The 26,455-nt window shown below is 22.5% G+C and carries 24 protein-coding genes; 4 read left to right on the top strand and 20 right to left on the bottom strand.

Annotated features, from left to right (window positions below; genetic code table 11):
* Positions 1 to 24: 24 nt before the first annotated feature.
* Both rsmA and D9V61_RS00700 read right to left on the bottom strand, forming a co-directional pair.
* Complete coding sequence (rsmA, locus tag D9V61_RS00705; RefSeq protein WP_261979462.1) at positions 25 to 849, bottom strand: 16S rRNA (adenine(1518)-N(6)/adenine(1519)-N(6))-dimethyltransferase RsmA; 825 nt, start codon at positions 847 to 849, stop codon at positions 25 to 27.
* A 50-nt stretch (positions 850 to 899) separates the two neighbouring features.
* The gene (locus D9V61_RS00700) at positions 900 to 2,177 is read right to left on the bottom strand and encodes a peptidylprolyl isomerase (RefSeq protein WP_158339337.1); all 1,278 of its coding nucleotides are present in this window, start codon (positions 2,175 to 2,177) and stop codon (positions 900 to 902) included.
* A gap of 211 nt (positions 2,178 to 2,388) precedes the next feature.
* Between D9V61_RS00700 and D9V61_RS00695 the strand changes: the two genes are divergently transcribed.
* A complete protein-coding gene (locus D9V61_RS00695) occupies positions 2,389 to 3,165 on the top strand; it encodes a DedA family protein (RefSeq protein WP_158339336.1) in 777 nt (258 codons plus the stop codon).
* Between the two features lie 72 nt (positions 3,166 to 3,237).
* On the opposite strand, the gene rplY is transcribed toward D9V61_RS00695, so the two are convergent.
* Positions 3,238 to 3,525 (bottom strand): 50S ribosomal protein L25, encoded by a 288-nt coding sequence (rplY, locus tag D9V61_RS00690; protein WP_158339335.1) that lies wholly within the window; start codon positions 3,523 to 3,525, stop codon positions 3,238 to 3,240.
* A gap of 31 nt (positions 3,526 to 3,556) precedes the next feature.
* Positions 3,557 to 4,405 (bottom strand): deoxyribonuclease IV, encoded by an 849-nt coding sequence (gene nfo / locus D9V61_RS00685; protein ID WP_158339334.1) that lies wholly within the window; start codon positions 4,403 to 4,405, stop codon positions 3,557 to 3,559.
* A gap of 629 nt (positions 4,406 to 5,034) precedes the next feature.
* On the opposite strand from nfo, the gene glyQ reads away from it, so the two are divergent.
* Positions 5,035 to 5,973 (top strand): glycine--tRNA ligase subunit alpha, encoded by a 939-nt coding sequence (gene glyQ, locus D9V61_RS00680; RefSeq protein WP_158339333.1) that lies wholly within the window; start codon positions 5,035 to 5,037, stop codon positions 5,971 to 5,973.
* Positions 5,948 to 8,020, top strand: a complete 2,073-nt coding sequence (gene glyS, locus D9V61_RS00675) for a glycine--tRNA ligase subunit beta (protein WP_158339332.1) — start codon at positions 5,948 to 5,950, stop codon at positions 8,018 to 8,020. The genes glyQ and glyS overlap by 26 nt, the downstream gene beginning before the upstream one ends.
* Before the next feature lie 15 nt (positions 8,021 to 8,035).
* Here glyS and yajC read toward each other — a convergent pair whose 3' ends face one another.
* The 11 genes from yajC to ydiK form a co-directional block, all read right to left on the bottom strand.
* Entirely contained in the window at positions 8,036 to 8,371 is a 336-nt protein-coding gene (yajC, locus tag D9V61_RS00670; protein WP_158339331.1) for a preprotein translocase subunit YajC, read from the bottom strand.
* A 1,310-nt stretch (positions 8,372 to 9,681) separates the two neighbouring features.
* Entirely contained in the window at positions 9,682 to 9,753 is a 72-nt protein-coding gene (locus D9V61_RS03165) for a hypothetical protein (RefSeq protein ID WP_261979469.1), read from the bottom strand.
* Positions 9,754 to 10,667: 914 nt separating this feature from the next.
* A complete protein-coding gene (locus D9V61_RS00655; protein WP_158339330.1) occupies positions 10,668 to 10,967 on the bottom strand; it encodes an integration host factor subunit alpha in 300 nt (99 codons plus the stop codon).
* Positions 10,968 to 10,971: 4 nt separating this feature from the next.
* Complete coding sequence (pheT, locus tag D9V61_RS00650) at positions 10,972 to 13,359, bottom strand: phenylalanine--tRNA ligase subunit beta (protein WP_158339329.1); 2,388 nt, start codon at positions 13,357 to 13,359, stop codon at positions 10,972 to 10,974.
* Positions 13,360 to 13,368: 9 nt separating this feature from the next.
* On the bottom strand, positions 13,369 to 14,358 hold the full coding sequence (gene pheS / locus D9V61_RS00645) for a phenylalanine--tRNA ligase subunit alpha (protein WP_158339328.1): 990 nt from the start codon (positions 14,356 to 14,358) through the stop codon (positions 13,369 to 13,371).
* Positions 14,359 to 14,558: 200 nt separating this feature from the next.
* Positions 14,559 to 14,915 carry a 50S ribosomal protein L20 gene (gene rplT / locus D9V61_RS00640; RefSeq protein WP_158339327.1) on the bottom strand — a complete coding sequence of 119 codons (357 nt, stop codon included), beginning with the start codon at positions 14,913 to 14,915 and terminating at the stop codon, positions 14,559 to 14,561.
* A gap of 43 nt (positions 14,916 to 14,958) precedes the next feature.
* Positions 14,959 to 15,156 (bottom strand): 50S ribosomal protein L35, encoded by a 198-nt coding sequence (rpmI, locus tag D9V61_RS00635; RefSeq protein ID WP_158339326.1) that lies wholly within the window; start codon positions 15,154 to 15,156, stop codon positions 14,959 to 14,961.
* Positions 15,157 to 15,243: 87 nt separating this feature from the next.
* Positions 15,244 to 15,783, bottom strand: a complete 540-nt coding sequence (gene infC / locus D9V61_RS00630; RefSeq protein ID WP_158339325.1) for a translation initiation factor IF-3 — start codon at positions 15,781 to 15,783, stop codon at positions 15,244 to 15,246.
* Between the two features lie 3 nt (positions 15,784 to 15,786).
* Positions 15,787 to 17,715, bottom strand: coding sequence for a threonine--tRNA ligase (gene thrS, locus D9V61_RS00625; RefSeq protein ID WP_158339324.1), 1,929 nt, complete (start codon positions 17,713 to 17,715; stop codon positions 15,787 to 15,789).
* A 194-nt stretch (positions 17,716 to 17,909) separates the two neighbouring features.
* A complete protein-coding gene (locus D9V61_RS00620; RefSeq protein WP_158339323.1) occupies positions 17,910 to 18,956 on the bottom strand; it encodes a 3-deoxy-7-phosphoheptulonate synthase in 1,047 nt (348 codons plus the stop codon).
* A gap of 363 nt (positions 18,957 to 19,319) precedes the next feature.
* On the bottom strand, positions 19,320 to 20,402 hold the full coding sequence (gene ydiK / locus D9V61_RS00615; protein WP_158339322.1) for an AI-2E family transporter YdiK: 1,083 nt from the start codon (positions 20,400 to 20,402) through the stop codon (positions 19,320 to 19,322).
* A gap of 237 nt (positions 20,403 to 20,639) precedes the next feature.
* Between ydiK and D9V61_RS00610 the strand changes: the two genes are divergently transcribed.
* Positions 20,640 to 21,038 carry a HesB/IscA family protein gene (locus D9V61_RS00610; protein WP_158339321.1) on the top strand — a complete coding sequence of 133 codons (399 nt, stop codon included), beginning with the start codon at positions 20,640 to 20,642 and terminating at the stop codon, positions 21,036 to 21,038.
* Between the two features lies 1 nt (position 21,039).
* On the opposite strand, the gene tyrS is transcribed toward D9V61_RS00610, so the two are convergent.
* From tyrS to rsxG, 5 genes are all read right to left on the bottom strand, one after another.
* Positions 21,040 to 22,308, bottom strand: coding sequence for a tyrosine--tRNA ligase (gene tyrS / locus D9V61_RS00605; protein WP_158339320.1), 1,269 nt, complete (start codon positions 22,306 to 22,308; stop codon positions 21,040 to 21,042).
* A gap of 160 nt (positions 22,309 to 22,468) precedes the next feature.
* Positions 22,469 to 24,649 carry a primosomal protein N' gene (gene priA, locus D9V61_RS00600; protein ID WP_158339319.1) on the bottom strand — a complete coding sequence of 727 codons (2,181 nt, stop codon included), beginning with the start codon at positions 24,647 to 24,649 and terminating at the stop codon, positions 22,469 to 22,471.
* 21 nt (positions 24,650 to 24,670) lie between these two features.
* Positions 24,671 to 25,297 (bottom strand): endonuclease III, encoded by a 627-nt coding sequence (nth, locus tag D9V61_RS00595; RefSeq protein ID WP_158339318.1) that lies wholly within the window; start codon positions 25,295 to 25,297, stop codon positions 24,671 to 24,673.
* 7 nt (positions 25,298 to 25,304) lie between these two features.
* Positions 25,305 to 25,991: an electron transport complex subunit E gene (locus tag D9V61_RS00590; protein ID WP_158339317.1), complete on the bottom strand. Its 687-nt coding sequence runs from the start codon at positions 25,989 to 25,991 to the stop codon at positions 25,305 to 25,307.
* A complete protein-coding gene (gene rsxG / locus D9V61_RS00585; RefSeq protein ID WP_158339316.1) occupies positions 25,981 to 26,448 on the bottom strand; it encodes an electron transport complex subunit RsxG in 468 nt (155 codons plus the stop codon). Before rsxG ends, D9V61_RS00590 begins: the two co-directional genes overlap by 11 nt.
* Positions 26,449 to 26,455 lie beyond the last annotated feature (7 nt).

Genomic DNA, 26,455 nt, shown 5'->3' with positions numbered 1-26,455 from the left:
TTTAATAAATATAAAAAAATTAATTTAGTTTGTTTTTAAAGTAGTATTTAATTTTTTATATAAATAATTAGATAATTGACAATACTGAAAAATAGAAATATTTTCAGCTCGTAAATTTGGATTAATTTCTAATTGAAGCAATTCTTTTTTAGAAAAAAAATTTTTTAAACTATGACGCAAAATTTTTCTTCTGTTCTGAAAAGCATTTTTCGTAATATAACTTAAAATATTTATATCATGAACAAAATAAGGAGAATTGGTATGAGGAGTTAAATTAATAAAAACAGAATGAACTTTCGGAATAGGTCTAAAGTCTTCAGGTATAACATTTAATAATATTTTAATATTACAATAATATTGAGATATAATGCTTAAACGACCATAAGATTTATTTCCAGGAATCGAAATTAGTCTCTCAGCAACTTCTTTTTGCAACATAAAATTCATATCTTGAATAACTTGAATTTGTTTAAATAATAAAATAATTAAAGATGTAGAGATATTATATGGTAAGTTTCCAAAAATACGAATTAATTGATTTTTTTTATGAAATAAATCTATAAAATTAAAACGTAGAGCATCTTGGCAAAAGACTATTAATTTTGAATAAAATGAACGTTTTTTTAATAAAAGTAATAAATTAGGATCTACTTCAATAACAATTAATTTTTCTAAAAATTGACACATTGATTTCGTTAATGCACCTAATCCTGGTCCAATTTCTACTAATATTTGTTTTATATTCGGGTTAATTATTTTAACAATATCTTGAATAGTATTTTTATTGACAAGAAAATTTTGTCCATATCTTTTTAGGGGAATATGTCTTTGAGAATGTTTTATAATCATAAATTTATAATTAATTATTTAATGTTTAAATTTTATCGAAGAAAATATATTTATGATCTTATAATTTTTATATAAGCAGTATTTTTAAGTTCTTCTATCCAATTATTCTTTTCTAGCATTATTCTTTTATTGAATAAAATATTATAAGCTTGTTTTTTTTTCAAGTTATAAAAATAATCTACTTGACGTTTATCTAATACTTTAAAAATATGCCATCCAAAATTAGATTTAATAGGCTTACTTATTTGGTTATTTTTTAAATAAAAAAAATTTTTATCAAAATTGAAATTAAATAACTCTTTTGAAATCCATCCTAAATTACCTTTTTTATTAGATGAATAGGAATCATGAGATAAATTTTTAACTGCATCATCAAAACTATAAATTCCTTTTTTGATATTTTTATATATTTTAAAAATATTCTTTTTCGATTCTTGATCTGTTAAAATAATCGTAGGCTTTATTAAACAGTGCTGCATGTAAAATTCGGTTTTAATATTTTCTTTATTGTTATAAATATCATTAACTCTTAAAATATAAAACCCCTTATCTCCTAATAAAGGCCCTAAAATCTGTCCTTTTTTAAAAATATTTAAAGTTTCAGAAAAATTTTTTTTTATATCTGAATAATGCATCCAAAACATTTTTTTTATTAAAAAAATAGATTTATCTTTTTTACAATCTATAAGTAGTTTTTCAAAATCATAACCTTTTTCAAGTTTATTTACGATATCTTCTGCTATTTTTTTTCTATTTCTCATAGTATCATTAGAATCTTTTTTTAAAGAAGGCAATAAAATGTAGCTTAAATTTATCTTTTGAAATTTTTTTTTATTTTTTACAAGTTTGTTAAAAATAAAATTAACTTCTTGTTCTGGAACATGAATACGTTTATGAAGTTCATAATCTTGCATTATCTTAATTTTTAATAATTTTTCAATATTCTTTATATAATTATTATTAAGATTATGAAGTAAAATATAATTTTTTAACTTATCAAAACTAATATTTTTTTTACGAGCAATATTTTTAATTACAACATCAATCTGTTCTGGAGTAACTCTAATATTCATTCTATTTGCTTCTTGTAATATTAAAGAATCTACAATTAATTTTTGAATTGCTTTTTCTTTTAAAAAATTACTTCTTAAAGGAGTTCGAAAATTTTTACCTTCTTTTTTTAGAAAAAAAAGAAGATTATTTACATCGCTACTTAATATAATTTGATCATTAACAATAGCTGTAATATTATCTACGTTAATATCTTTAGCAAAAACATAGAAAATACCAGTAAAAATATAAAAAATTACTAAAATACATACTTTCATTACAATTCTTCTTTTTATGAGTAAGTTTTTTTGTACTAAAATATTTTTTTATTATTTATATAATAAGAAATATTTTTTTATTATTTTAATTTCAAAATGTTTAAAAAAATTTACAATATTTTCTTGAGGTTATTTTAAAAAAAATATAAAGTATAAAATATTTTATAAACAATTTAGTTTTAATATAAAAAAATTTAAATAATGAGAATTTATGGAATCTTGGTTAACATCTTTTATAACACAATCTGTCACATACGCTCTCTTAGTAGTTGGTATTATTTCTTTTTTAGAATCTCTTGCTTTAGTAGGCTTATTACTTCCTGGTATTATTTTAATGACTACATTAGGCACATTCATAGGTGATGGAAGATTATTATTTTATCCTGCTTGGATATCTGGAACAATCGGATGTTTATTAGGCGATTGGATTTCATATTATATCGGCTTGTATTTTAAAAATTGGCTTTATAATTTTAATTTTTTAAAAAAAAATCAAAAATTACTCGATAAAACTAAATCTGTATTGCATAAACATAGCATGATTACTATTATAATTGGACGTTTTATAGGACCAATCAGACCTTTAATACCAATGGTTTCTGGGATGTTAAAACTACCATTAAAAAAATTTATTTTTCCTAGTATTATTGGATGTATATTATGGCCTCCAGTATATTTCTTTCCTGGTATAGTTGCAGGAATCGCTATTAAAATACCTCAAAATTCTCAAAATAGTTATTTCAAGTGGTTTTTATTAATTATTTCAATTTTAATATGGCTAGGTATTTGGTTAACATCAAAATGGTGGAAAATGAGAAAAAATCATAAAAATAATAACACTGATTTTTTTTTCAATAAGAAAAAAATTGGATGGTTAGCAATTTTAACTATGTTATCTGGCTTTTCAAGCTTAATTGCTATACAATTTCATCCTACAATGTTTATTTTTAGAAAAATTTTTTCTGCGATATTATTAGGAATATATTAAAATAATAAGTTATAAAAATTATAATTTTAAAAAACAAATAAAACTAATAATATTAGTCCTTGTTTCATGTATTTAAGAAACATATAAAAAATCAATATGTAATAATTTTGATTTAAAGGAATGTCGTTGAATAGCCTGTACTTTAACTTTATATTTTATATCTTTAATAAGCAAGAAAAAATTTTCTGTATAAAATTCTACTTTTTTTTGCAAATTAAAAACAGAATTATGGTCTAATATAAGTAAAATTTCAGTTTTATCAACTCCATACAAAATTCCCGGAAATTTGTTGTTAATACGTAATCTTCTACTAAAGCTTTTACCTTTTTCTTTTCTTGTTTCTACTTGAAGCGTCAACATATTTAAACCTCTTATTAGTATAATAATTTTATTAATTAAATTTTTTTTGTGATCTTAACCAAAAAATTTCTTCTTCCCATATCGCAGAATTAACTGTTTCTAAAATCATTGGAATGTTATAAAATTTTTTGTTTCTTATAATCCATCGAAAAGCTAATTTTCCTATTTCACCTAATCCTAAACTTTCGTGACGATCAATACGACTATTAAGTTTTCTTTTAGAATCATTTAAGTGAATCCCTTTTAAATATTTCAATCCTATTAAGTTATTAAATGTTTCAAATGCATTTTCACAATCTTGCTCAGTACGTAAATCATACCCTGATGCAAATAAATGACATGTGTCAATACATACTCCAACTCTAGATTTATCATCAACATTTTTAATAATTTCAGACAAATGTTCAAAACAATATCCTACATTAGTTCCTTGTCCTGCTGTATTCTCTATAACTGCAATTACATTTTTAGTTTTTTCTAAAGCTATATTAATAGAATCAGAAATTCGTAATAAGCAAGAATTTTCACTAATTCTATTTAAATGACTACCTGGATGAAAATTTAAAAATATTAAACCGAGTTGGCTACAACGCATCATTTCATTAATAAAAGAAGCTCTAGATTTTTTTAATAAATCATCGATAGGATGACCTAAATTAATTAAATAACTACTATGAGGTAAAATTTGTTGAGGTGTGAATGTATATTTAATACACAACTCTTTAAAATCATCTATTTCTTTTTGAAGTAATGGACGAGAAAACCATTGGCGTTGATTTCTAGTAAAAAAAGAAAAAGCTGTTGCTTTGATTTGAACAGCACGTAAAACTGTTTTTTCTAAACCACCAGCAGAACTAAAATGTGCACCAATATAGTTCATTTTTTATCTATTTCCTGTAAAAATAATTTTTATTTAATATGTTTAAATATATTTTAAAAAAATAAAAATAATAATATAATGGAAATATATTATTCATAAAATTTATTTTTATTTTTAATATAAATATAATTTTTTTATATTAAAAACAATATAATACTGAGAAAGCATCTTTTAATCAATAAAAATAAATCGAATATATTTAATTCATTATTTCATAATTTTAAATAAAAAGATTATTAGAAAAATTTTTATCACATTTAAATCAGTTGTATAATGAAAATTAACGATACTACTATACTTATCACAAAGCTACCATTTTAAATAAAAAATGTTTAATAATTAAAATATTTTTATTTCTAATAAAAATTATAATTTAATTGATTAATATATTAATGTATATTATCACTATTAAATTTTTTCAATATAAAATTATATTTCTAATTACAATTATTCTATTAGAATAAATTAAATAAAATTATTTAAAAATATAATTTTAATAAATTTTTTAAGAAAATTATAATATGTTTAGCAATCAATAATTATTTTTTTCTTTATATGATTATGTTCTTTTAAAAAAGAATTATTATAAAAATATATAATATATCTTTATTATCTTTTCTGGATGTGCAATGAAAAATTACCATAATAATTTTTATAATTTAATTACAATTTTGCAAAAATATTGGTTGCAACAAGGATGCACTGTTTTTCAACCATTAGATCTACCAATAGGAGCCGGAACATTTCATAATATCACTTTTTTAGGTACTATTGGACCAGAACCAATTAATGCTGCATATGTACAATCTTGTCGTCGTCCTACTGATGGAAGATATGGAGAAAATCCTAATCGTTTGCAACATTACTATCAATTTCAAGTTATTATAAAACCTCCTCGAGATGATATTCAAAATCTCTATTTAAATTCATTAAATTTATTAAATATAGATGAAAAAACAAATGATATACGTTTTGTAGAAGATAACTGGGAAAATCCTACACTAGGTGCTTGGGGCATTGGTTGGGAAATTTGGTTGAATGGAATGGAAATTACTCAATTTACTTATTTTCAACAAGTAGGTGGATTAGAATGTAATCCTGTAACTGTAGAAATAACGTATGGTTTGGAAAGAATTGCTATGCATATGCAAAATAAATCAAATTTATATGATCTTGTTTGGAATATACATAATAATAAAAAAATAACTTATGGTAATATTTTTCAACAAAATGAAATAGAACAGTCACAATATAATTTCTACTATTCTGATATTAACTTTTTATTTAGTTGCTTTATGCAATATGAACTAGAAGCAACAAAACTAATAAATTTAAAAAAACCATTATTATTAGTATCATATGAAAAAATATTACAAGCCAATCATATATTTAATTTATTAGATGCAAGAAAGGCTATATCTTCCACCGAACGTCAAAGTTATATTTTACGCATTCGAAAATTAACTGCTCAAATAGCAAAAAAATATTTAAATTTAAGAGAAAAATTAGGATTTCCATTATGTTATAAAAAAAGAGAAAAAAATGATAAAAAAAACATTATTAATTGAAATAGGAACTGAAGAACTACCAGCTAGATTGCTTTTTAAAATATCTTTATATTTTTATGAAAATTTTATTAAGGAGTTGAATTATTATAATATTAAATATAAAAAAATCCAATATTTTTCTACTCCAAGAAGATTAGCATTAAAAATAATAGATATTGATATAACAGATAAATTTATAGAAATAACAAAAAGAGGTCCATCAATAATCAATTCTTATGACAAAAATAGATGTTTAACACAATCAGCTATGCGTTGGTTAAACCATTGTGGAATTAATATTAATCAAACTACTCGTTTAAAAAATAAAAAAGGTGAATGGTTGTTATATCAAACAAGAAAAAAACAAGAAAAAATTGAACTACTAATTCCTAAAATGACTGAATCAGCGCTGAAAAATATTTCAATAAAAAAATGTATGCGTTGGGAAGAAAATAATCAAAAATTTTTTCGTCCTATTCGTAATATAGTAATTCTATTAGACAATCAAATTATTGAAGGGAAAATATTTAATATTGCTTCTAATAATCTTCTTCAAAATCATCTTTCTTTAAAAGAAAATCAAATAGAAATTCAAGATGCTAGAGATTATCCAAAAGTTCTTTTTCAAAAACAAAATATTATTGCGGATCATATAATTCGTAAAAAAACAATCATAAAAAACATTAAAGAAATTGCACAAAAAATTAACGGTTTTATAAAAAATAATGATCTATTGATTGAAGAAGTAACCTCTTTGGTAGAATCACCTACAGCACTTTTAGCTAATTTTGAAAAAAAATTTCTTAAAATACCTCAAAAAATACTAGTGCACACTATAGAAAAACAACAAAAATGTTTCCCAATATATAATTTTAAAAAAGAACTTCTTCCATACTTTATCTTTGTCTCTAATATTAATTCAAAAGAACCACAAAAAATTATCATTGGAAATCAAAAAGTAATGCATGCACGACTTTCTGATGCTGAATTTTTTTTAAAAAATGACAGGATGATAAAATTAGAAAATCATCTTTTATCTTTGAAAAAAGTATTATTTAAAAATAAACTTGGTTCATTATATGAAAAAACCTTGCGTCTTACACTACTTATACAATGGATTGCTAAATACAATTGCAGTAATATACAAGATTCAATCAGAGCTGCACTTCTCTCTAAATGTGATCTTGTAACTCATGTAGTATCCGAATTTCCAGAACTAAAAGGAACGATAGGTATGTACTATTCGTTAGAAGATAAAGAAAAAAAAGATGTTGCTATTGCTCTTAAAGAACAATATCTACCAATTTTTTCAGGAGATAAAATACCATATACTTCTATAGGTTGCGCACTATCCATTGCTGATAAAATGGATACTTTATCAGGGATGTTTTATGTTGGAAACATCCCAAGTTCAGATAAAGATCCATTTGCATTAAGACGATTAGCTATAGGAATAATACGTATTATTATAGAAAAGAAAATACCATTAGATTTAAAAGATTTAATCAATAAAAGTCTTCATCTATACGATGAAAAAAATGTTAATAATTTGATTTTATTCAATAAAATTCTTGAATTTATAATAAAAAGACTATTTCATTGGTATGAAGAAACAGGATATAATATAAAAATTATCAAATCAGTATTATCATATAAATCAACACAACTAATAGACGTTCATGAAAAAATAAAAGCTATATCTTTTTTTCAAAAACTAGAAAGTTCAAAATCAATAATATTATCTATTAAAAGAATATCTAATATTTTAGAAAACGAAAATAAAAAAATTACTGGACTCATTAATATAAAACTAATGACTGAAGTAGAAGAAATTATATTATTTAATCAAATAAAAAACTTTAATGTTAATACAAGAAATTTATTTTTAGAAAAAAAATATAAAGATATTTTAATCGAAATCAAAAATCTTGAAAAACCTATATCTAATTTTTTTGAAAAAGTTAGAATACACGATTCTAATTCTCAAATACGTTTAAATCGACTAATTTTATTAAATACTTTAAAAGAAATTTTTTTTTCAATAGTAGATTTTTCTTATTTATATTAAATATATAAAAAAAAATTATAAAGATTTTAAAGTACCCTTAGGTAATGATGATGCTATAAAATCTTGTTTTATAAATACTTCAGTTGTATCATTTAATTGAAGTAAAATATATCCATTTTTTGTAATTTTTTTTATTCGTCCTAATAAACCACTGGTTGTAATGACTTCATCTCCTTGAACAAGAGAATTCATAAGATTTTTGTGTTCTTTATCTTTCTTTTGTTGGGGACGAAAAAGCATAAAATAAAAAACTAATAAAAAGATTATAACCATAAATATTAAAGAATATGAATTTCCACTTTCTGATATTTTATTTACTGTAGCATTGGCGTTTTGAATAAAAAAACTCATATGTTTTCCCTTAAAATGATTTTTTTGAAAATTAATTTTATTTTTATTCATAAAAATTTAATAAAATTGATTAAATTTTTTATTTTTTTTATGAATGTCTTATATTCGACATTAATTTCTGATAATAATATAAATTATATATTATATTTAAAATGAGCTCTTAGTATTTTATTACAAGAATATAAATGATGTAAATAAAGAACGAGTATAATATTGATAAGTATAACAGGTCCAAGTACTATCTAAACAAGATAAATTTTCTTTATATTTTTTATGACTAATTTTAATTATATCCTTTATAAAACATAGATATCTATTTCTAGAATTTTAATTAAGTATAAATAATCAAAAAAATCTATATCTCGATTAATTCTTTTTATCAAATCTTCTAGATTACCTAATCCTATTGAATATCGAGATTTATTTTCTGGTATTTAAAAATAAATATGATCTAATAATCTATACATTTCTTTTTTTGTTTCTCTAATAGCTAAACTAATTAATGTATATCTATCAAAATTTATTTTTATTGTTTATTTTAGAGACATATCATATAAATATGAATATATTACTTTATAAGTAATACCAAATAATAAATTTTTATTTTTATATTAATCAAAATACAAAACAATTATTTTACTTAATTTAATTATCTTTTTATTGCATTTTTTATTTTTTCTTAACCTTGATTATATGCAATAGATTCGTAAAAAATTATAAAAATATTTAAATCTAAATCTAATTGATTTTTCATAGAAATTTAAATAATTAAAAATATTTTTTTCTATTGATATTATTTTGGAAAAGAACTCCTTCATTATTAAATTTATAAAATTGTGAAAGATTAAAAATTTGAAATCCTTAGATTCAGTAAGAATAGGTCCTGACTAATTCATAAAATTATGTAAAACTTTTATCTAATTTTATTATCTCATGTCTAAATCTAAAATATAAACGAAATGAATTTGCTAAAATAATTTTACTCCTATTTTTTTTAATCTCTTCTGTACTAATACTTCTTACAGTATCATAAATATTTACTGTAATAAAAATAAGTTTTTTCTATTATTGTTCTATTAAAATTAAATTCACTATTCTAAAATTTCTATCTTGATATAAAACTTGAAAATTTATTTTTTCTATAATCCTTATAATATATTTTTTAAAAAATTTTTATTTGAATATATAACATAATAAAAATTTTATATAGACCTAATTTATTATGAGTTATATATAACTTCATTATAAGTAAAAATAATCATAATTGTTTATTATTACTTAACAATAAGGATTCATTTTATTTTTATATCCTAAAAAAAAGAAACTAACATAATAAATTTTAATTCATAAAAATCAAAATTAATAATCAATGAATTAACAATATTATCCTTATAACCAGGATATATAAAAATATTCGTATCGCTAATAAAATTTTTAGTTTTTCTCTATACAAGTAAACACTAAAAATTTTATAAAGTACAAAGTATAATAGTGCCTACTAAAATAACACGACCACACTTTTTTACAAAATTTAATATTTTGAATTATTAAAGAAAAAACTTTAACTCATTCAGAATGCATAATATTCTTTCAGTTTTAACTATTTTAATTAGTTAAAATGCACTAAAACCTATATGAAGAATTATACAATCTATATCTATACCTTTATTATATAATTTTCCAATAAAGGTAAATCAAAATCTAATTCAGTAGTAGGTACAGTAACAGAACCTATTTTTTTATATACAGTTTGATATAAAAATCTAATTTTCTTTATAATTTTTTAATATAAGGCGGCAAAGGTATTGCTCCAATGCCATTAATAAAGTTAATCTCTGAATAGATTTTACTATAAAAAAATTTTTAAAAAGAGTTTTTATAGTTAATAAATAAACTTTTCATTTATTTTTTATATCCAAGTAGAATATTAATTCTAACATTAATTTTTTAGGATTTTTAATCCTGGCTAATATCTTATTAACATCTAATATCTTCTCGACTATAAATTTAACTTTTCTAGCGTTATCTTTATATCTAAAAAAAACGAGTAGAAATAACTTTAGTATTATTTAAAACAATTAAATCACCAGGGTTGATTGCATGAATAATATTAAAAAACGCTTATGAGATAAAATTCTATTATCTCAAGAAAAACAATCATTAAACGACATGTATGACTAACAAAATGAAAATTAAAAGATATAAGTCATTTTATTAAATCAAAATAAAAATCAGAAATTTTTATATATTACTTCTTTTAAAAAATAAAAAATTATTCTAATAATATTAAATATCATTATTTTTTTTTTATTAAATAATTATCAATTTTATTTTTAAGTTTTTGACTAGCTTTAAAAGTAACTACTCGTCTAGCTGTTATAAGAAAAATTTCTCCTGTTCTAGGATTTCTACCGGGACGAGCTTTTTTATTCTTGATTTGAAAATTTCCAAATCCAGATAATTTAACATCTTCTCCTTTTTCCAAAGATTTTTTAACTTCTTCAAAAAAAAATTCTACAAATTTTTTTGAATCTTTTTTAGTTAACTGTAATTTCTCAAATAAATTTTCTGAAATTTCCGCTTTTGTAAGCACCATAGGTTTATTTCCTTAAAACAGCTTGAAATTTTTCTTCTAATACTCCTATGCAATCATTAATCATTAAATTAATTTCATCATCTTTTAAAGTTCTTTGTTCATTTTGAAAAATAAAACTAATACCTAAACTTTTTTTCTTATTATGAAATTCTTTACAAAAGTAGATATCAAATAGATTAATTTCTACTTTTTGATTAATAAAAAATTGTTTACATTTCTTAATCACATTATTAACTACAATATCTTCTGATATTAATATTGCAATATCACGTCGAATAGTAGGAAATTTTGAAATCTCTCTAATTTTAAATGGTTCAATGTCTAAAAAATTATTTAATGATATTTCAAATAAAAATGTAGCACTATTTACATTTAATTTTTTTTCTAATCTTGGATCAATTGCACCAATACTACCAATTAAATGATTTTTAAAATATATAGAAGCACTTTGTTTTGGATGTAATCCAGATATTATTTCATGTCGAAACTCTATATGATTTAATTTACATAATAATTCTAATATAGATTCTAAATCACCTTTTAAATCATAAAAATCCATTTTTCTGATTTTATGATACCAATTTTCTTTAATATAATTACCACTGATTGCTGCTGCTAAAAAAATTTCTTGTTTAACACCAAGTTTTTCTGTTTTATCTACTGAAAAACAAAGTCCACTTTCAAAAATACGGATACTTTGCTGCTGACGATTTTTATTATAAGAAATATTTTTAAGTAAACCAGGCCACAAAGATAAACGCATACATGACATATCTTGAGAAATAGGATTGGATAGTAATAAAGTTTTTTTATTCGGAAAAATTAAACTTTGTATTTTAGGATCAACAAAACCATAATTTATAACTTCATAATAACCTTGATTAATTAATATGATGGCAGATTTTTTTAATAAAGAATCTATTAATGTATTTTCTTTCCTATAATTTAAAAATTCTTTTAATGGAGTTAAGCTAATATTATTGTATCCATATATTCGTAGTATATCACTAATTACATCTTCCTCGATTAGTATATCAAATCGCCAACTAGGAGGAATAACATCCCAGAAATTTTTTTGAAAATTCAACTGATAATCAAGACTATACAAAATGTTTGAAATAGTGATTATATCAATAAAAAAACCTATTATTTTATTTAATTTTTGATGATACAATCTTATCGTATTTTTTTTATATATATCTAAATTATTTTTTTCACCAATAATTGGACCAGACATACCTCCACATATTTTGATAATTAAATCAGTTGCATATTCAATAGCATAATTTTGAAGAGATGGATCAATACCATAATTATAATATTCTAATACTTTATTAAAATTCATTTTTTTAATAATATAAGAAATAGATTTTCTATCAATTAAAAATGAACTTAAAAAAATATTTTTAGTATTTTTATTTACATCAACAATATTAGAATTAATGTTTCCAGGAAGAGATAATATTTTATTAGTATCAGAAAAAACTAATATATTTTCATTTAAACTTATCTTTATATTATTATTTAAAAATATATTCTCTTTATCTTTTGCCATACGAACTATAATAGAACCATTAATATTATCTGAATTTAATGCATTTAATGGTTGTCCAACTTCAATTAATACATAATTAATAATATTTGTTATAATATTTTCTGATAAAACATCAGAAAAAAACAATTTTTTTTTCATCCAAAAAGGAGTTTCAACATTTATATTAATATCTTTTATAATTCTTCCTAAAAAATTTATACATTTTTTTTTAGCATGAACATTAATATCAATTTTTTCTTGAATAACTACAGGAGCTGATTTATATATTAAAGGTGAAATTTTTAAATTATTTATAGCTGCTATATTCCGAGATAAACCTAAAAGACTTAAACCATCTGGACGATTTGACGTGACAGAAACTTTAATAATATTATCATTTAATGATAAATAATCATTAACATTAGTACCTATCAATGTTTCTTGAGGAAATTCAATAATTTTATTATCATTAACAAAAATACCTAATTCAAAAAAAGAACATAACATCCCTTCAGATAATTCTCCTTTTAAAACTCTTTGATTAATTTTAATATTTTTTGGTAAAGTAGCACCAATAGTAGCTACTGCAACTTTCATACCATTAAAACAATTAGATGCTCCACAGACAATGTTTAATAATTTTTTTTTGCCTATATCTACTTTTAATATTTTTAAATTTTGAGATTGAGAATGAAAAAAACATTGAATAATTTGACCAACTACAACACCATTAAATTTAGATTCAAAATTCTCGATATCTTCTACTTCAATACCAGCACTAGAAATTTGTTCATGTAAAGTATTACTATTAACTTTTGGATCTATCCATTCGCGTAACCATTTTTCACTAAATTTCATTTTATCTCGCTAATTATATTTAAATTGATTTAAAAATCTCATATCGTTTTCAAAAAAATATCGAATATCAGATATTCCATAGCGTAACATTATAATTCTTTCAATACCTATTCCAAAAGCACAAGCAGAATATCTTTTTGAATCAATATTAACATTTTTTAAAACCTCAGGATGTACCATTCCACATCCTAATATTTCTAAAGGTTTTCCATTATTATTAATAATATCTACTTCTGCAGAAAGAACAGTAAAAGGAAAATATGATGGACGAAATTTAATAGAAACCTTTTTTCCAAAAAAATGATATAAAAATTTATATATAATCCATTTTAAATTAGAAAAATTAATATTCTCATCAACTATTAAACCTTCAATTTGATGAAACATAGGTGTATGTGTAGTATCGTAATCATTTCGATACACTTTACCAGGAAAAATAAATCTAATTGGAGGTTTTTCTTTTTTCATAATACGAATTTGCATACTTGAAGTTTGAGTTCTTAATAATCGATTATCATTGAACCAGAAAGTATCATGACTATCTCGAGCAGGATGATTTTTAGAAATGTTTAAAGCATCAAAGTTATGATATTCATCTTCTATTTCAAGACCATTTACTGATTGAAAACCTAACATTAAAAAAAAATTTTTTATGTAATTAATAGTATGTGTTATAGGATGTAAACTACCATATTCAGTACGACGTCCAGGTAAAGAAACATCAATAGTTTCTTCTTTAATACGTTTTTCTAAAATAAGTTCAGTTAATTTTTGTTTTTTTTGATGAATTAGGCTAATGATCTCTTGTTTTTTTTTATTTATAATAATGCTGTATTTCTTTTTTTCTTCAAAAGAAAAATTTTTTAAGTTTTTTATATAAGAAGTGAAAATGCCTTTTTTACCTAAGTATTTAATACGAATTTCATCTAATTCTTCTATTTTTTTTGAATTTTTTAGATCTGTTTTAATATTTTCAAACAATTGATTTAAATTTAACATTTTATGTGCTTTTTTTATTTTATTAATATTTTAAAAGTATTTATTCAACATAATAAAAAGCTCCCATAAAGGAAGCTTATTTTTATTTTGGCTAATAAGCCAAAAATTGAAATATAACAAAAAATTTCTATTAAATATTTTTAATATTTAAATATCGAGGGGAGATGAATTTCCCCCTCTTATATGTTAAAATTTAATATTTACAGTAAAGCTTCTTTTGCTTTTTTTACTAATGCATTAAATGAAAATACATCAGATACAGCAATATCAGATAATATTTTTCGATCAATATTAATCGACGCTTTTTTTAAACCAAAAATAAAATTACTATAAGATATTTTACTTTGACGAACAGCAGCATTAATACGCGAAATCCACAATTGACGAAATTGTCGTTTTCGTTGTCTTCTATCACGATAAGCATATTGACCAGCTTTAATTACTGCTTGACAAGCAACTCTATAAATACGTGAACGAGCCCCATAGTAACCTTTTGCTTGCTTTAAGATTTTTTTATGACGAGCGTGGGCAATTACTCCACGTTTTACACGAGCCATTGATGCTCTCCTATTCGTAAAATCTTAACAAAAATCAGTTAATTTACGCATATGGTAAAAAAGATTTAACTTTATCTATATCTCCTTTAGATACTAGAATCTTAGGACGAAGATGACGTTTCTTAGTTGTTGTTTTTTTTGTTAAAATATGACGTAAATTTGCTTGTTTACGTTTAAATTTACCAGATGCAGTTTTTTTAAAACGTTTAGCTGCACTTTTTAAAGTTTTAATTTTTGGCATAAACTGTTTCATTTAAATTATAAAAAAAATATAAAAAATTGCTTAAATAATTTATATATCAATTCTAAAAAATATAATTAAAAATTACTATTTCTTTTTTGGTGCTAAAATCATTATCATTTGTCGACCTTCAATTTTAGATGGAAAAGATTCTACAGTTGCTAACTCAAATAAATCATTTTTCACTCTATTTAACACATCAACACCAATTTTTTGATGTGCCATTTCTCGACCTCTAAATCTTAAAGTAATTTTAGCTTTATCACCATCTTCCAAAAAACGTATTAAATTACGTAATTTAACTTGATAATCGCTTTCATCAGTTCCTGGCCGAAATTTTATTTCTTTTATCTGAATTACTTTTTGTTTTTTTTTCTGTTCCTTGGAAGATTTACTTTTTTCATAAAGAAACTTTCCATAATCCATAATACGACAAACAGGAGGTTCGGCATTTGGACTAATTTCAACTAAATCTAATCCTAATTCCTCAGATTTTTCTAAAGCTTCACGTAAATTAACTATACCAATTTGGTCGCCTTCAATTCCTGTAAGACGAACTTTAATAGCACGTATCTCATTATTAATTCGATTAGGACGTGTTAATTGAATTCTTTTTCCACCTTTAATACTTCATTCCTCCATTTGATAAAAGTTACGAGTAATAATTTCTTCTTGTAACTTTTGAATAAAAAAATCAATATCAACCATTCCAAAATTATGACCATTTCTATTTCGAACGGATATTTTTTTAGAACTAATTTCTTTCTCACCACAAATTAATATATAGGGAATTCGACGCAGTGTATGTTCTCGAATTTTAAAACCTATTTTTTCATTTCTTAAATCAGATTCTACACGGATATTCATATCAGAAAATTTTTTAAATAATTTTTTAACATAATCTGAACTAATATCATTAATGCTAATTATTACTACTTGTATAGGAGACAACCATGTTGGTAAACTACCTGAACACTCTTCAATTAATATACCAATAAATCGTTCTATAGAACCTAATATAGCACGATGAATAATTACAGGTACTTTGCGTTCATTATGTTCATCAACATAAAACGAATTTAAACGTAATGGCAAATAAAAATCAAGTTGAATTGTTCCACATTGCCAATTGCGATCTAAAGAATCTTGCAAAATAAATTCAATTTTAGGTCCATAGAAAGCACCTTCTCCTGATTGATATTCAAATGATAAATGATTTTCTAACAACATATCAGATAAATCTTTTTCTGATTCATTCCACAAAGAATCAGTACCAATACGTTTTTCTGGACGAGTAGACAATTTAACTAATATTTTTTTAAAATTAAATGTACTATACAAATCATATATCATTTTAATACAATCATTAATTTCAGAACGTACTTGTTCTTTAGTACAAAATATATGGGCGTCATCTTGAGTAAAATTACGTACTCGCATTAAACCATGTAGAGAACCTGAAGGTTCATTACGATGACAACTACCAAATTCTGCCATACGAATAGGTAAATCGCGATAAGATGTTAATTTGCTATTAAAAATTTGTACATGTCCAGGACAATTCATTGGTTTAATACAATATTCTCGATGTTCTGATAATGTAGTAAAAATAGCATGCTTATAATTATCCCAGTGTCCACTTTTCTGCCATATTATTTTATCTAACAATAATGGTGTTTTAACTTCTTTATATTGATATTCTTTTAGTTTTAAACGTACAAAATTTTGTAATTCATTAAAAATAATCCAGCCTTGATTATGCCAGAAAATCATACCTGGAGATTCTTCTTGCATATGATACAATTCAAGAAATTTCCCAATTTTTCTATGATCTCTTTTTTCTAGTTCATTTAAATAGTTGAGATGTTTATCTAATTCTTTTTTATTAGACCAAGCAGTACCGTAAATACGTTGTAACATTTTATTTTTTTTGTTATTCTCCCAGTAAACACCTCCAATTTTCTGTAATTTAAAATATTTACAAAATTTTATATTAAAAACTTGCATTCCTATATCAATATCCACATAATTTTCATGATAATACAAAGAAACTTTGTTTTTAAAATTATTTTTTTTATCAATTAAAGAAAGTTTATATTTTTCAGAAGATTTTTTAAATATTTCTCTTGCTTCAGAATAAGAAACGAGTTTATTTGAAATAACATATTCTTTTTTTACAAGAATTTTCATATTATTTTCTAATAAAATTAGATCTTCTCCTGAAATTTTTCTTTCACAATCTATATCACAATAAAAACCGTTTTCTATAATATTGCTTGTTGCAATTTTTGAAATTGGCCATATATTTTTTACAGCATAACTTAAAAGTTGAACGCAAGAATATCGAATAATATTTAATATTTTATTATCTTTTTCCTGAATAAATTCTATAAAAGAATCTTTTTTTATTAAAGTATTTAAATTTGAAAAGTGACTATTAACAGAAATTGCGAAAAGAGATTTCATAATACTAGGTTTTTTATTTTTAATAATGTCTATCAATGAAACAGAATGCTCGTACACCTGCTGACTTCCATCACAAAATCTTATTACAGGCATTCTTAAGTCCTTAATTTAAAATATTAATTGTTTATTGTCTAAAAAAATCAAATATTTATAAAATATTTTTATATTAAATATTATTTAATAAAAAAGATTTTTTCTGATACATAAAATATAGATATTAATTTTATATTAAAAAAAATCAAAAGTTATAAAACGATGCTAGTCAAATTTTTTGACTAGCATATAAATTAAAAACGAGCATCTACAGCATCTGCTAATTGTTTAATAATTAAAGTACTATCTTTCCAATTTAAACAAGCATCAGTAATTGATTTACCATATATTAATGGTTTATTCTTAATTACTGGTTGGAAACCTTCTTCTAAAAAACTTTCAATCATAACACCAAAAATAGCTTTACAACCATGAGAAATTTGATATGCAACAGAATTAGAAACATTTTTTTGACGAAGATATTCTTTTAAACAATTGCCGTGACTAAAATCAATCATTAAATGTTCTAATAAATTAAACTCACGTAAACTTTTTACTGCTAAATTAATATCATCAGAATGATAATTAGGAGAACGACCACCTCTCATAATTATATGCCCGTATGGATTACCACTAGTATGATTAATCGTCATTTGCCCATCTTTATTAGGTGCTAAAAATAAATGGCGTACTTTTGCTGCACGAATAGCATCAATTGCAATTCGTATATTACCATCGGTACCATTTTTAAAACCTACTGGACAAGAAAGAGCAGATGCCATTTCTCTATGTATTTGACTTTCAGTTGTTCTTGCCCCAATAGCACCCCAACTAATTAAATCTGCGATAAATTGCCCTATAACCATATCAAGAAATTCAGTTGCTGCAGGCATACCTAATGAATTTATATCTAGTAATAATTTACGCGCTAAAGCCAATCCATGATTAACTCGAAAAGTTCCATTTAAATCTGGGTCTGAAATCAATCCTTTCCATCCAACAACTGTTCTTGGTTTTTCAAAATATGTACGCATTATAATTTCAAGGCGATCTTTATATTTTATTCGCAATTCATATAATCGATGTGCATATTCTACTGCAGCGATCGGATCATGAACTGAACATGGACCTATCACAACAAGTAGTCGCAAATCTTGTCCAGTCATAATACGCGCAATATTTTGTCTTGTTGCAATAACAGTATCCATGATCTCTGAAGTAATTGCATATTGCTTTGCTAATTCAGATGGAGTTATTAATGGATCAATTCGTATTGTACGTAGTTCATCTGTTTTTTTCATTTTGTTCTCTAAAATGAGCTTTTTATTCTAGTAAAAATATGAAGACGTCATAATAATTACGAAAACCTAACCAGTGTTACAATCTCATTTCTAATAGTTTCTTTAAATACTTGATAGAAAAAATTTAATAATATTAGGGAGAAAAATTTTTAATAGTATACTTTAAATAATATGATAGAAGTTTTAAATAAGAAAAACGTTAAGATCAAATATTACAAAAAAATTAAATTTATATAATATGATTCAATTTCTTTTGACTAATAGTTAAATATAACTAAATCATTCTTTATATTTTATCATAATTTAGATTTTATTTAATTAAAAGTATTTATTTTGTCTATTGTTTTAATATTAATTAAAATTCTATTTTAACGATGTATTTTCTAAAAAAGATGCAATTGAAACTCCATACATCCATGATATGATTAAACGATAAAATATTACTAATACCACTGGACCAACAAATAAACCAATAATGCCAAAAGCTAATAAACCACCAATGACTCCGGATAAAGTTAATAAAATCGGTAAATCAGCTCCTATACGTATGAAAAATGGTCTAAGTATATGATCAAGTATAAATACAAGACAACTCCAAATTAACAATATTGTACCCCAAGTAGTATTATTATTCCAATAAAGCCACATAATTGAAGGTATTAAAATAGGTAATGGTCCTAATTGTATTAAACATGAAAAAAAAATTATTATCATCAATAACGCCCAATAAGGAACACCAGAAATTAATAATCCTATACCAGATAATAGAGCTTGAATAAAAGCTGTTACTGCAACACCTAATGCAACAGCTCTAACTGCTTGAGTAGCTAGTAAAATAATAGCTTCACCATTTTTTTTGCTAAGTTGCATTGCAAAATGACGGATAGCACTGCTAATTTTTTCACCATTCCAATATAATAAAGCACTAAAAAATAACATCAGTAATAAATGTATAACAAATAATCCACAATTTTTAACTTGGATTATAAAAAATTCAGTTGTACGTCCCATATAAGGCTTTACTTCACGAATTAATTCACCTCCATCACTATCTAATAATTTTTGATAACTAATAAATATTTTTTTACCAATAAGAGGAATATCTTGTAACCATAATAATTCTGGAAATTCCAAGGTATTTGAACCTAACCAATGAATTAGAGGTATGCTTGTTGCAATTAAGCTATTCACTAAAAAAAATACTGGAATTATAAATAAAAGAAGTAAAATTATGATCATCATTAATACAGCAAGCGAACGTTTTCCACCTAAAAATTTTTGTATTTTTAACATAAGAGGCCAAGTGGCAATTACAATCATACTAGCCCAAGAAAATCCTAATATAAATGGATGAATGACTAAAAAACTGATTACACCCATAGACACAATAAATATCAGTGACAAAATAGATTGCGATAAATCCATTTTCTCTGTTGGATTTTGCATATAATTGTTGTACCTCAATATTTTTATATTATAAATAATTTTTTATGAAATTAACGTAGTTTTATAAAAATTTTTACATTTCTTAAGAAATAAAAAATAATTATAACATTAAAATTTATAAAATAATTAATAAAAAATAATATTGTTTAAAATATACAAACTTATTTATAATAGAATGTATTATATATAATTATTTTTTTATTTCTGTCGATATATTTTTTAAAAAAAGAGGAAATCATGAATAAAAATATAGTTAATACTTATTTAACAAAAAAAAGTATATATAAAAATATTACAATAACTGAAGATGCTATGAAACAAATTTTATTTCTCATTAATTTAAATACTGATAATATAGGAATAAGATTAAGTATAAAAAAATCAGGATGTGCAGGATTTCGTTATACTATGAATTTAGTAAAATCTTCAGAATTTAAAAAGGAAAAAAATGAAAAAGAAATTAGTTTTTTTTATAAAAACATTCTGGTATATATATTTTCTAAAGACATACCATTTTTAGAAGGAGTTAAAATAGATTTCATAACAAGTAATATTAATAAAATATTTAAATTTTATAATGCTAAATTAGATAAATTTTGCGGTTGTGGTGAAAGTTTTTCGATTAATTTAAAATAGACTACCAGCATAATAAAGAATGATTTTTTTTTCCTCTAGATAATAAAGTAAACTTTCCAAATAATTTATCTTGTCTATTAAAAATATGATTTTTTCTTATTTTCTGAGTATTGATAGATATAGAATTAGAAATTATCATATTTTTAGCCTGAGTTCGAGATTGTGCTAATGAAGTTAATACTAATGCTTCTTGTAAATCTTTTATATGATCGACGTTAATAAACGGTATACCATCTTTTTTTAATTGCTTTAAATCAGATTCTTGAATATGATTGATATTTTTTAAAAACAGAAATTCTGTAATCCTTTCTACTGCTAATAAATTTTCTTTTCCATGTACTAAACGAGTAATATTTTTTGCCAGAAAAGACTTGTCATTAATAATTTGATTGTTAATGTGTTTTTTTTGTTCTCTTTCATTAATTTCTGATACTTTAATAAAAGTAAAAAGCTTTAAAAAGTAATATACATTAGAATCTTCTATATTCATCCAAAACTGATAAAATTTATAAGGACTAGTTTTATTTGCATCTAACCATATAGTTCCTAATTCTGTTTTTCCAAATTTAGTTCCATTAGATTGAATCAAAAGAGGAACAGTCAAACCATGTACTTCTTTCTTGGATCTGCGATGTATTAAATGCATTCCTGAAGAAATATTACCCCATTGATCAGCTCCGCCAATTTGGAGATCTACTTGATATTTTTTATTTAAAATAAAAAAATCATATGCTTGTAATAAATTATAAGAAAATTCTGTAAATGAAATTCCTTGATCTGGTCTGATGATCCGTTTTTTAACTGCTGCGCGATTAATCATCGTATTAATTGAAAAATATTTTCCGACATCTCGTAAAAACGATAAGATGTTCATCTTATTAAACCACATATTATTATTTAATAATAACGCACTGTTTTTATTAGAATTAAAATCTAAAAACTGAGAAATTTGTTTGCTAATTTTTTCTGTCCATTTATTAATATTATTGTTAGTATTAAAAATACGTTCTTTTTCTTTAAAACTAGGATCCCCGATTAAGCTTGTAGCTCCTCCTATTAATATTATAGGAGTATGGCCTGCTATTTGAAATCTTTTTAAAGTAATCAAAGGTAAAAGGTGACCTATATGAAGACTTTCATCTGTAGGATCAAAACCGCAATAAAGAGAAATAGAGTTTTTTTTCATGAGTTTACTTAAACTTTCTTCGTTTGCAATATGAGATATTAGACCTCTATCACGCAATCTTGTAATTAAATTAAATTCACTCATTAAAGCCTCTTTTTTAATATATACATTTAATAAACAAAAAAAATATTTTTATATTATTTTATATTTCATTTTTTTAAAAATATTTTATTCTAATTTTATTAGAACTTCAACGAGTAAAAATAAAATTATTAATTATTTCTCAAAATATATTTTATTAATATTAATTCGGTTCAACATCTATAAACCATTTAACTCGTTTTGAAATATCAAAAATATTAATTAAATCAATACATTCATTTAATATGATTTTAAGAAAAATACGTGAAGAACATTCAATTAATAATTTATGGAAATGTTTTTTTTTATTTTTTGATAAAAAAGAATTATGAGGTCCCACAAATCGTAAAAAAAAATTATTTTTATTAGATTTTTTCTCTAATATTTTTCGTATCAAATTTAAAAAAATTATATTATATTCAGCATATAAACTTTCAGAATAAACAACACTGTGAAAATTCCAAGGAGGCAGTAAAAAATTTTTTCTAATTGATAATATTTTCCTAGAAAAAGAAAAATATCCATTGTTACATATTTCTTTTAAATTTATATCATTAGGAAATGATGTTTGTATAAATATTTTAAATGATTTTTTAATACTTTTAGTTAGTTGATTTAAATTAATATAAAATTGAGCAAAATATTCTATAGCACGAAAGTTAAAAGAAAGAAAATAATTATCAATACACATTAAAACAATTAATTTTATATGAGGAAAATAATAATTTTGAACTATTTCTTCTGTAGTAATAATTATATAAGGACTAGAAATATAAAATTCAAAATTTTTTTTATTTAGTATGTTTTTATTTATATTTTTTTCATTTAATAAGAAAAATAATGGAATTTTTGGAAAAAGATTTTGTATTTTATTTTCAATTTTTTCTATACTTATTTTTATAATAAGGAGAAGAAAACTTCTACAATTAGAACAAAAAATTGGTTTTTTGATCTGAATTAAACAAAATTTACAAAATAAAATATTACGATATTCATTAATTTCTAAATAATTATGACAACTACTACATTCAAATATAAAATTACATTTACTACACTTTAATACAAAAAAAAATAAATTAAATTTATTAAAAATTAATAAAACTTGTTTTTTTTGGGAATTTTTATAAATTTCATTTATTAAAGTTAAAGATAGCCCAAATTTTATTTTATCTTTTTTTAAATCAATAATACTGTTATTTAATTTATTAATATAATTATGTTTATATAATTTAATATAAAAACATTTTTTATGTAAAACATTATATAATGTTTTTAATGAAGGAGTATTTGAATCTAAAATTATAGGTATATTCTCTTTATATGCTCTTAATATTCCTAAATCTCTAACATTATACCTACACTGATATATACTTTTATACCTTAAATTATGTTCTTCAAAAATAATAATAACTCCTAAATTCGAAAAAGGTAAAAAAATACTTTTTCTTGTACCAATAATAATAGAATTTTCACCATTTTTTGTTCTGATCCAATTTTTAAAGTATTTAGTATTAGCTAATTTTGAATGAATGATATCAATAGAAACATTAAAATATTTTTTTAAAAATACTAAAATTATATTTATATTTTTAATATAAGGAACTAAAATTAAAATTTGCATACTTTTATATAGTACTGATTTGATTAGACCTAAATAAAATTTAACTTTAGCATATAAATTATTTTCACTTAATAACCAAGATGAAAAACTTTTTTTTATCAAAATATTGTCAAGAATAATTGATATTTTTTTATTTAAAAAAAAATTTCTTTTTATTTTTAAAAATTTTTTTTTAAAAAATATTCTATAATCAAAATATTTTACACATAATTCTTGAATTTCCAATTTTTTTAAAATAACTTGAGATAAATTATATTTTTTTAATTCAGTATTTAAAATATTTTTTTTCTTTAAAAAAAGCAATGTTTCCAATTGTTTTTTTCTATTTTTTAAATGACTTAAATCTAATTCGCGACCTTTTTGTGTTATAATCCATTGAAAAGTATCTATATTTTTTATAACATTACTAGCATGTAATATTTTTGGTAAAATAGAAAAAAATAAATTTCCCATAGGACAATAATAATTTTTACTTGTCCATTTTATCAGATCTAATGTAATATTAGAAAAAAGTGATTTTTTATCAATTAATAATTTAACGTATTTAAAATTCAATTGACTTATATTATTCTTTTTATAAAAAGAAATCACAATCCCCACTAAGTCTTTAGAATTAAACGGAACTAAAACTCGCCCTCCGATAACAGGACACATAAAATTAGGCAAAAAATATTCAAAATATTTTCTAATTGGAATAGGTAAAACAACTTTTATAATAATCACGTATACATCCATAAAAATATATTATTTTTTTTTAAATTCACATAATTTGAATATTAAACATATATCACATTTAATTTTCCGTGCCGTACAAATATACCGACCGTGTAAAACAAACCAGGAATGAAAGTTTAATTTAAAAATATCAGGAACTACTTTAATTAATTTTTTTTCAACCTCGTTTACATTTTTTCCTTTAGCAAAATTAGTACGATTTGATACCCTAAAAACATGTGTATCTACAGCAATAGTTTTTTTTTTGAATAATATGTTCAAAATAACATTAGATGTTTTTCTTCCTACACCAGGCAAAGATTCTAATTCAATTCGATTATTTGGAATAATTCCATTGTATTTAGTTAATATCAAAGAAGAAGTACGTATAATATTTGATGCTTTAATATTATATAAACCAATATGTTTAATATAATTTTTAAGACCTTCTAGCCCTAATAATAAAATACTTTCAGGAGTATTTGCTTGTTTAAATAATATTTTAGTAACTTTATTTACAATAACATCACTAGATTGAGCTGAAAGAATTACAGATAATAATAACTCAAAATCAGAAGAAAAAACTAATTCTGTCTTATTTTTCGGATATTGAGCATTAAATATTGATAAAATTTCATAACGTGTTTCTTTGTTCATTATAATATCATTTTCTTATTTTATTAATGCATGAACATTGTAAAGAATTTTTTATTGTGTTTTTTTTATAATATAAATCTAAAAAATTTTTTATAGCAATAATACAACCTAATATAAAAAAACCACCAGGTGGAAAAATAGCTAAAATTATTATAGATTTTTTATCTAACAATGTAATAAAAAATGAACTATCTATACTAGATATCATTTTATTAAGTCCAAAAAATAAAGTTCCATTACCTAATATTTCGCGTATAGAACCTACTATAAACATAGCAATAGTTGAACCTAATCCTATTAAAATGCCATCAAAAAAAGATTCTATTATAGAACTTTTATAAGCAATAAAATCTGCTCGTCCTACAATAATACAGTTCGTAACTATCAATGGAATAAAAATACCTAATGATTGATATAAATCAAATTGATAAGCATGAAGTAACATTTCTATAGATGTAACAATAGAAGAAATGATAATCATATAAATCGGAATTCTCAAATCTTCAGGTATAAGTTTTTTAAAAATAGAAATAATCGTGTTTGTTACAGTTAATACTAAAGTAGTTGTTATCCCTAAACCTATAGCATTAATAGAATTAGTTGTCATTGCTAAAACTGGACATAATCCTAACAATTGTACTAAAGAAGAATTGTTTTTCCATAATCTATCATTTAAAAAATTTTTAATATTCATGTATATCCTTATTTGATAAATTAAGCATTAATGGTATTTCTTTAATAAGAACAACTGTTCTTTTCACAGCATTTGTTACAGATTGCGGTGTTATTGTAGCTCCTGTAAACTGTTCAATTTGCCCTCCATATTTTCGCAATGTAAAATTCTTATCTTCTATAGAAGATACATGCATACCAGTAAATTTATTAATCCAATTAGAAATAGATAATTCAATTTTATCTCCAATTCCTGGTGTTTCCTTATGAGATAAAACTCTAACGCCAATAATTTTCCCGTTAAAATATGCTGCAACTAACATATAAATAGAACCTGAATATCCATCAGGTGCTGTAGTTTCAATAATTGCTGCTTCTGGTTTTTTATTTTTAAAAAATAACCATAAATCATGAGTTTTAGAATCTCCTAAATATTTGTTCGTAATTTTATATGTTTTTTTTTCAAGTTTATGATATATACCATAA

This window comes from Buchnera aphidicola (Acyrthosiphon lactucae) (assembly GCF_005083565.1).
GTDB classification, from domain to species: domain Bacteria; phylum Pseudomonadota; class Gammaproteobacteria; order Enterobacterales; family Enterobacteriaceae; genus Buchnera; species Buchnera aphidicola_AH.
The sequence above is the reverse complement of the archived record's forward strand: the minus strand, read 5'-3'. Positions and strand labels throughout refer to the sequence as shown.

Excerpts from the sequence above, each read along its gene's own strand:
- thrS (WP_158339324.1), bottom strand. The coding sequence starts at position 17,715 with ATGCCTGTAATAAGATTTTGTGATGGAAGTCAGCAGGTGTACGAGCAT.
- pheS (WP_158339328.1), bottom strand. The coding sequence starts at position 14,358 with ATGTTAAATTTAAATCAATTGTTTGAAAATATTAAAACAGATCTAAAA.
- ydiK (WP_158339322.1), bottom strand. The coding sequence starts at position 20,402 with ATGCAAAATCCAACAGAGAAAATGGATTTATCGCAATCTATTTTGTCA.
- nth (WP_158339318.1), bottom strand. The coding sequence starts at position 25,297 with ATGAACAAAGAAACACGTTATGAAATTTTATCAATATTTAATGCTCAA.
- rsmA (WP_261979462.1), bottom strand. The coding sequence starts at position 849 with ATGATTATAAAACATTCTCAAAGACATATTCCCCTAAAAAGATATGGA.
- rpmI (WP_158339326.1), bottom strand. The coding sequence starts at position 15,156 with ATGCCAAAAATTAAAACTTTAAAAAGTGCAGCTAAACGTTTTAAAAAA.
- tyrS (WP_158339320.1), bottom strand. The coding sequence starts at position 22,308 with ATGAGTGAATTTAATTTAATTACAAGATTGCGTGATAGAGGTCTAATA.
- rplT (WP_158339327.1), bottom strand. The coding sequence starts at position 14,915 with ATGGCTCGTGTAAAACGTGGAGTAATTGCCCACGCTCGTCATAAAAAA.
- glyQ (WP_158339333.1), top strand. The coding sequence starts at position 5,035 with ATGAAAAATTACCATAATAATTTTTATAATTTAATTACAATTTTGCAA.
- D9V61_RS00610 (WP_158339321.1), top strand. The coding sequence starts at position 20,640 with ATGAATAAAAATATAGTTAATACTTATTTAACAAAAAAAAGTATATAT.
- rplY (WP_158339335.1), bottom strand. The coding sequence starts at position 3,525 with ATGTTGACGCTTCAAGTAGAAACAAGAAAAGAAAAAGGTAAAAGCTTT.
- glyS (WP_158339332.1), top strand. The coding sequence starts at position 5,948 with ATGATAAAAAAAACATTATTAATTGAAATAGGAACTGAAGAACTACCA.
- D9V61_RS00700 (WP_158339337.1), bottom strand. The coding sequence starts at position 2,177 with ATGAAAGTATGTATTTTAGTAATTTTTTATATTTTTACTGGTATTTTC.
- D9V61_RS00620 (WP_158339323.1), bottom strand. The coding sequence starts at position 18,956 with ATGAAAAAAACAGATGAACTACGTACAATACGAATTGATCCATTAATA.
- yajC (WP_158339331.1), bottom strand. The coding sequence starts at position 8,371 with ATGAGTTTTTTTATTCAAAACGCCAATGCTACAGTAAATAAAATATCA.
- D9V61_RS00590 (WP_158339317.1), bottom strand. The coding sequence starts at position 25,991 with ATGAATATTAAAAATTTTTTAAATGATAGATTATGGAAAAACAATTCT.
- nfo (WP_158339334.1), bottom strand. The coding sequence starts at position 4,405 with ATGAACTATATTGGTGCACATTTTAGTTCTGCTGGTGGTTTAGAAAAA.
- pheT (WP_158339329.1), bottom strand. The coding sequence starts at position 13,359 with ATGAAATTTAGTGAAAAATGGTTACGCGAATGGATAGATCCAAAAGTT.
- D9V61_RS00695 (WP_158339336.1), top strand. The coding sequence starts at position 2,389 with ATGGAATCTTGGTTAACATCTTTTATAACACAATCTGTCACATACGCT.
- D9V61_RS00655 (WP_158339330.1), bottom strand. The coding sequence starts at position 10,967 with ATGGTGCTTACAAAAGCGGAAATTTCAGAAAATTTATTTGAGAAATTA.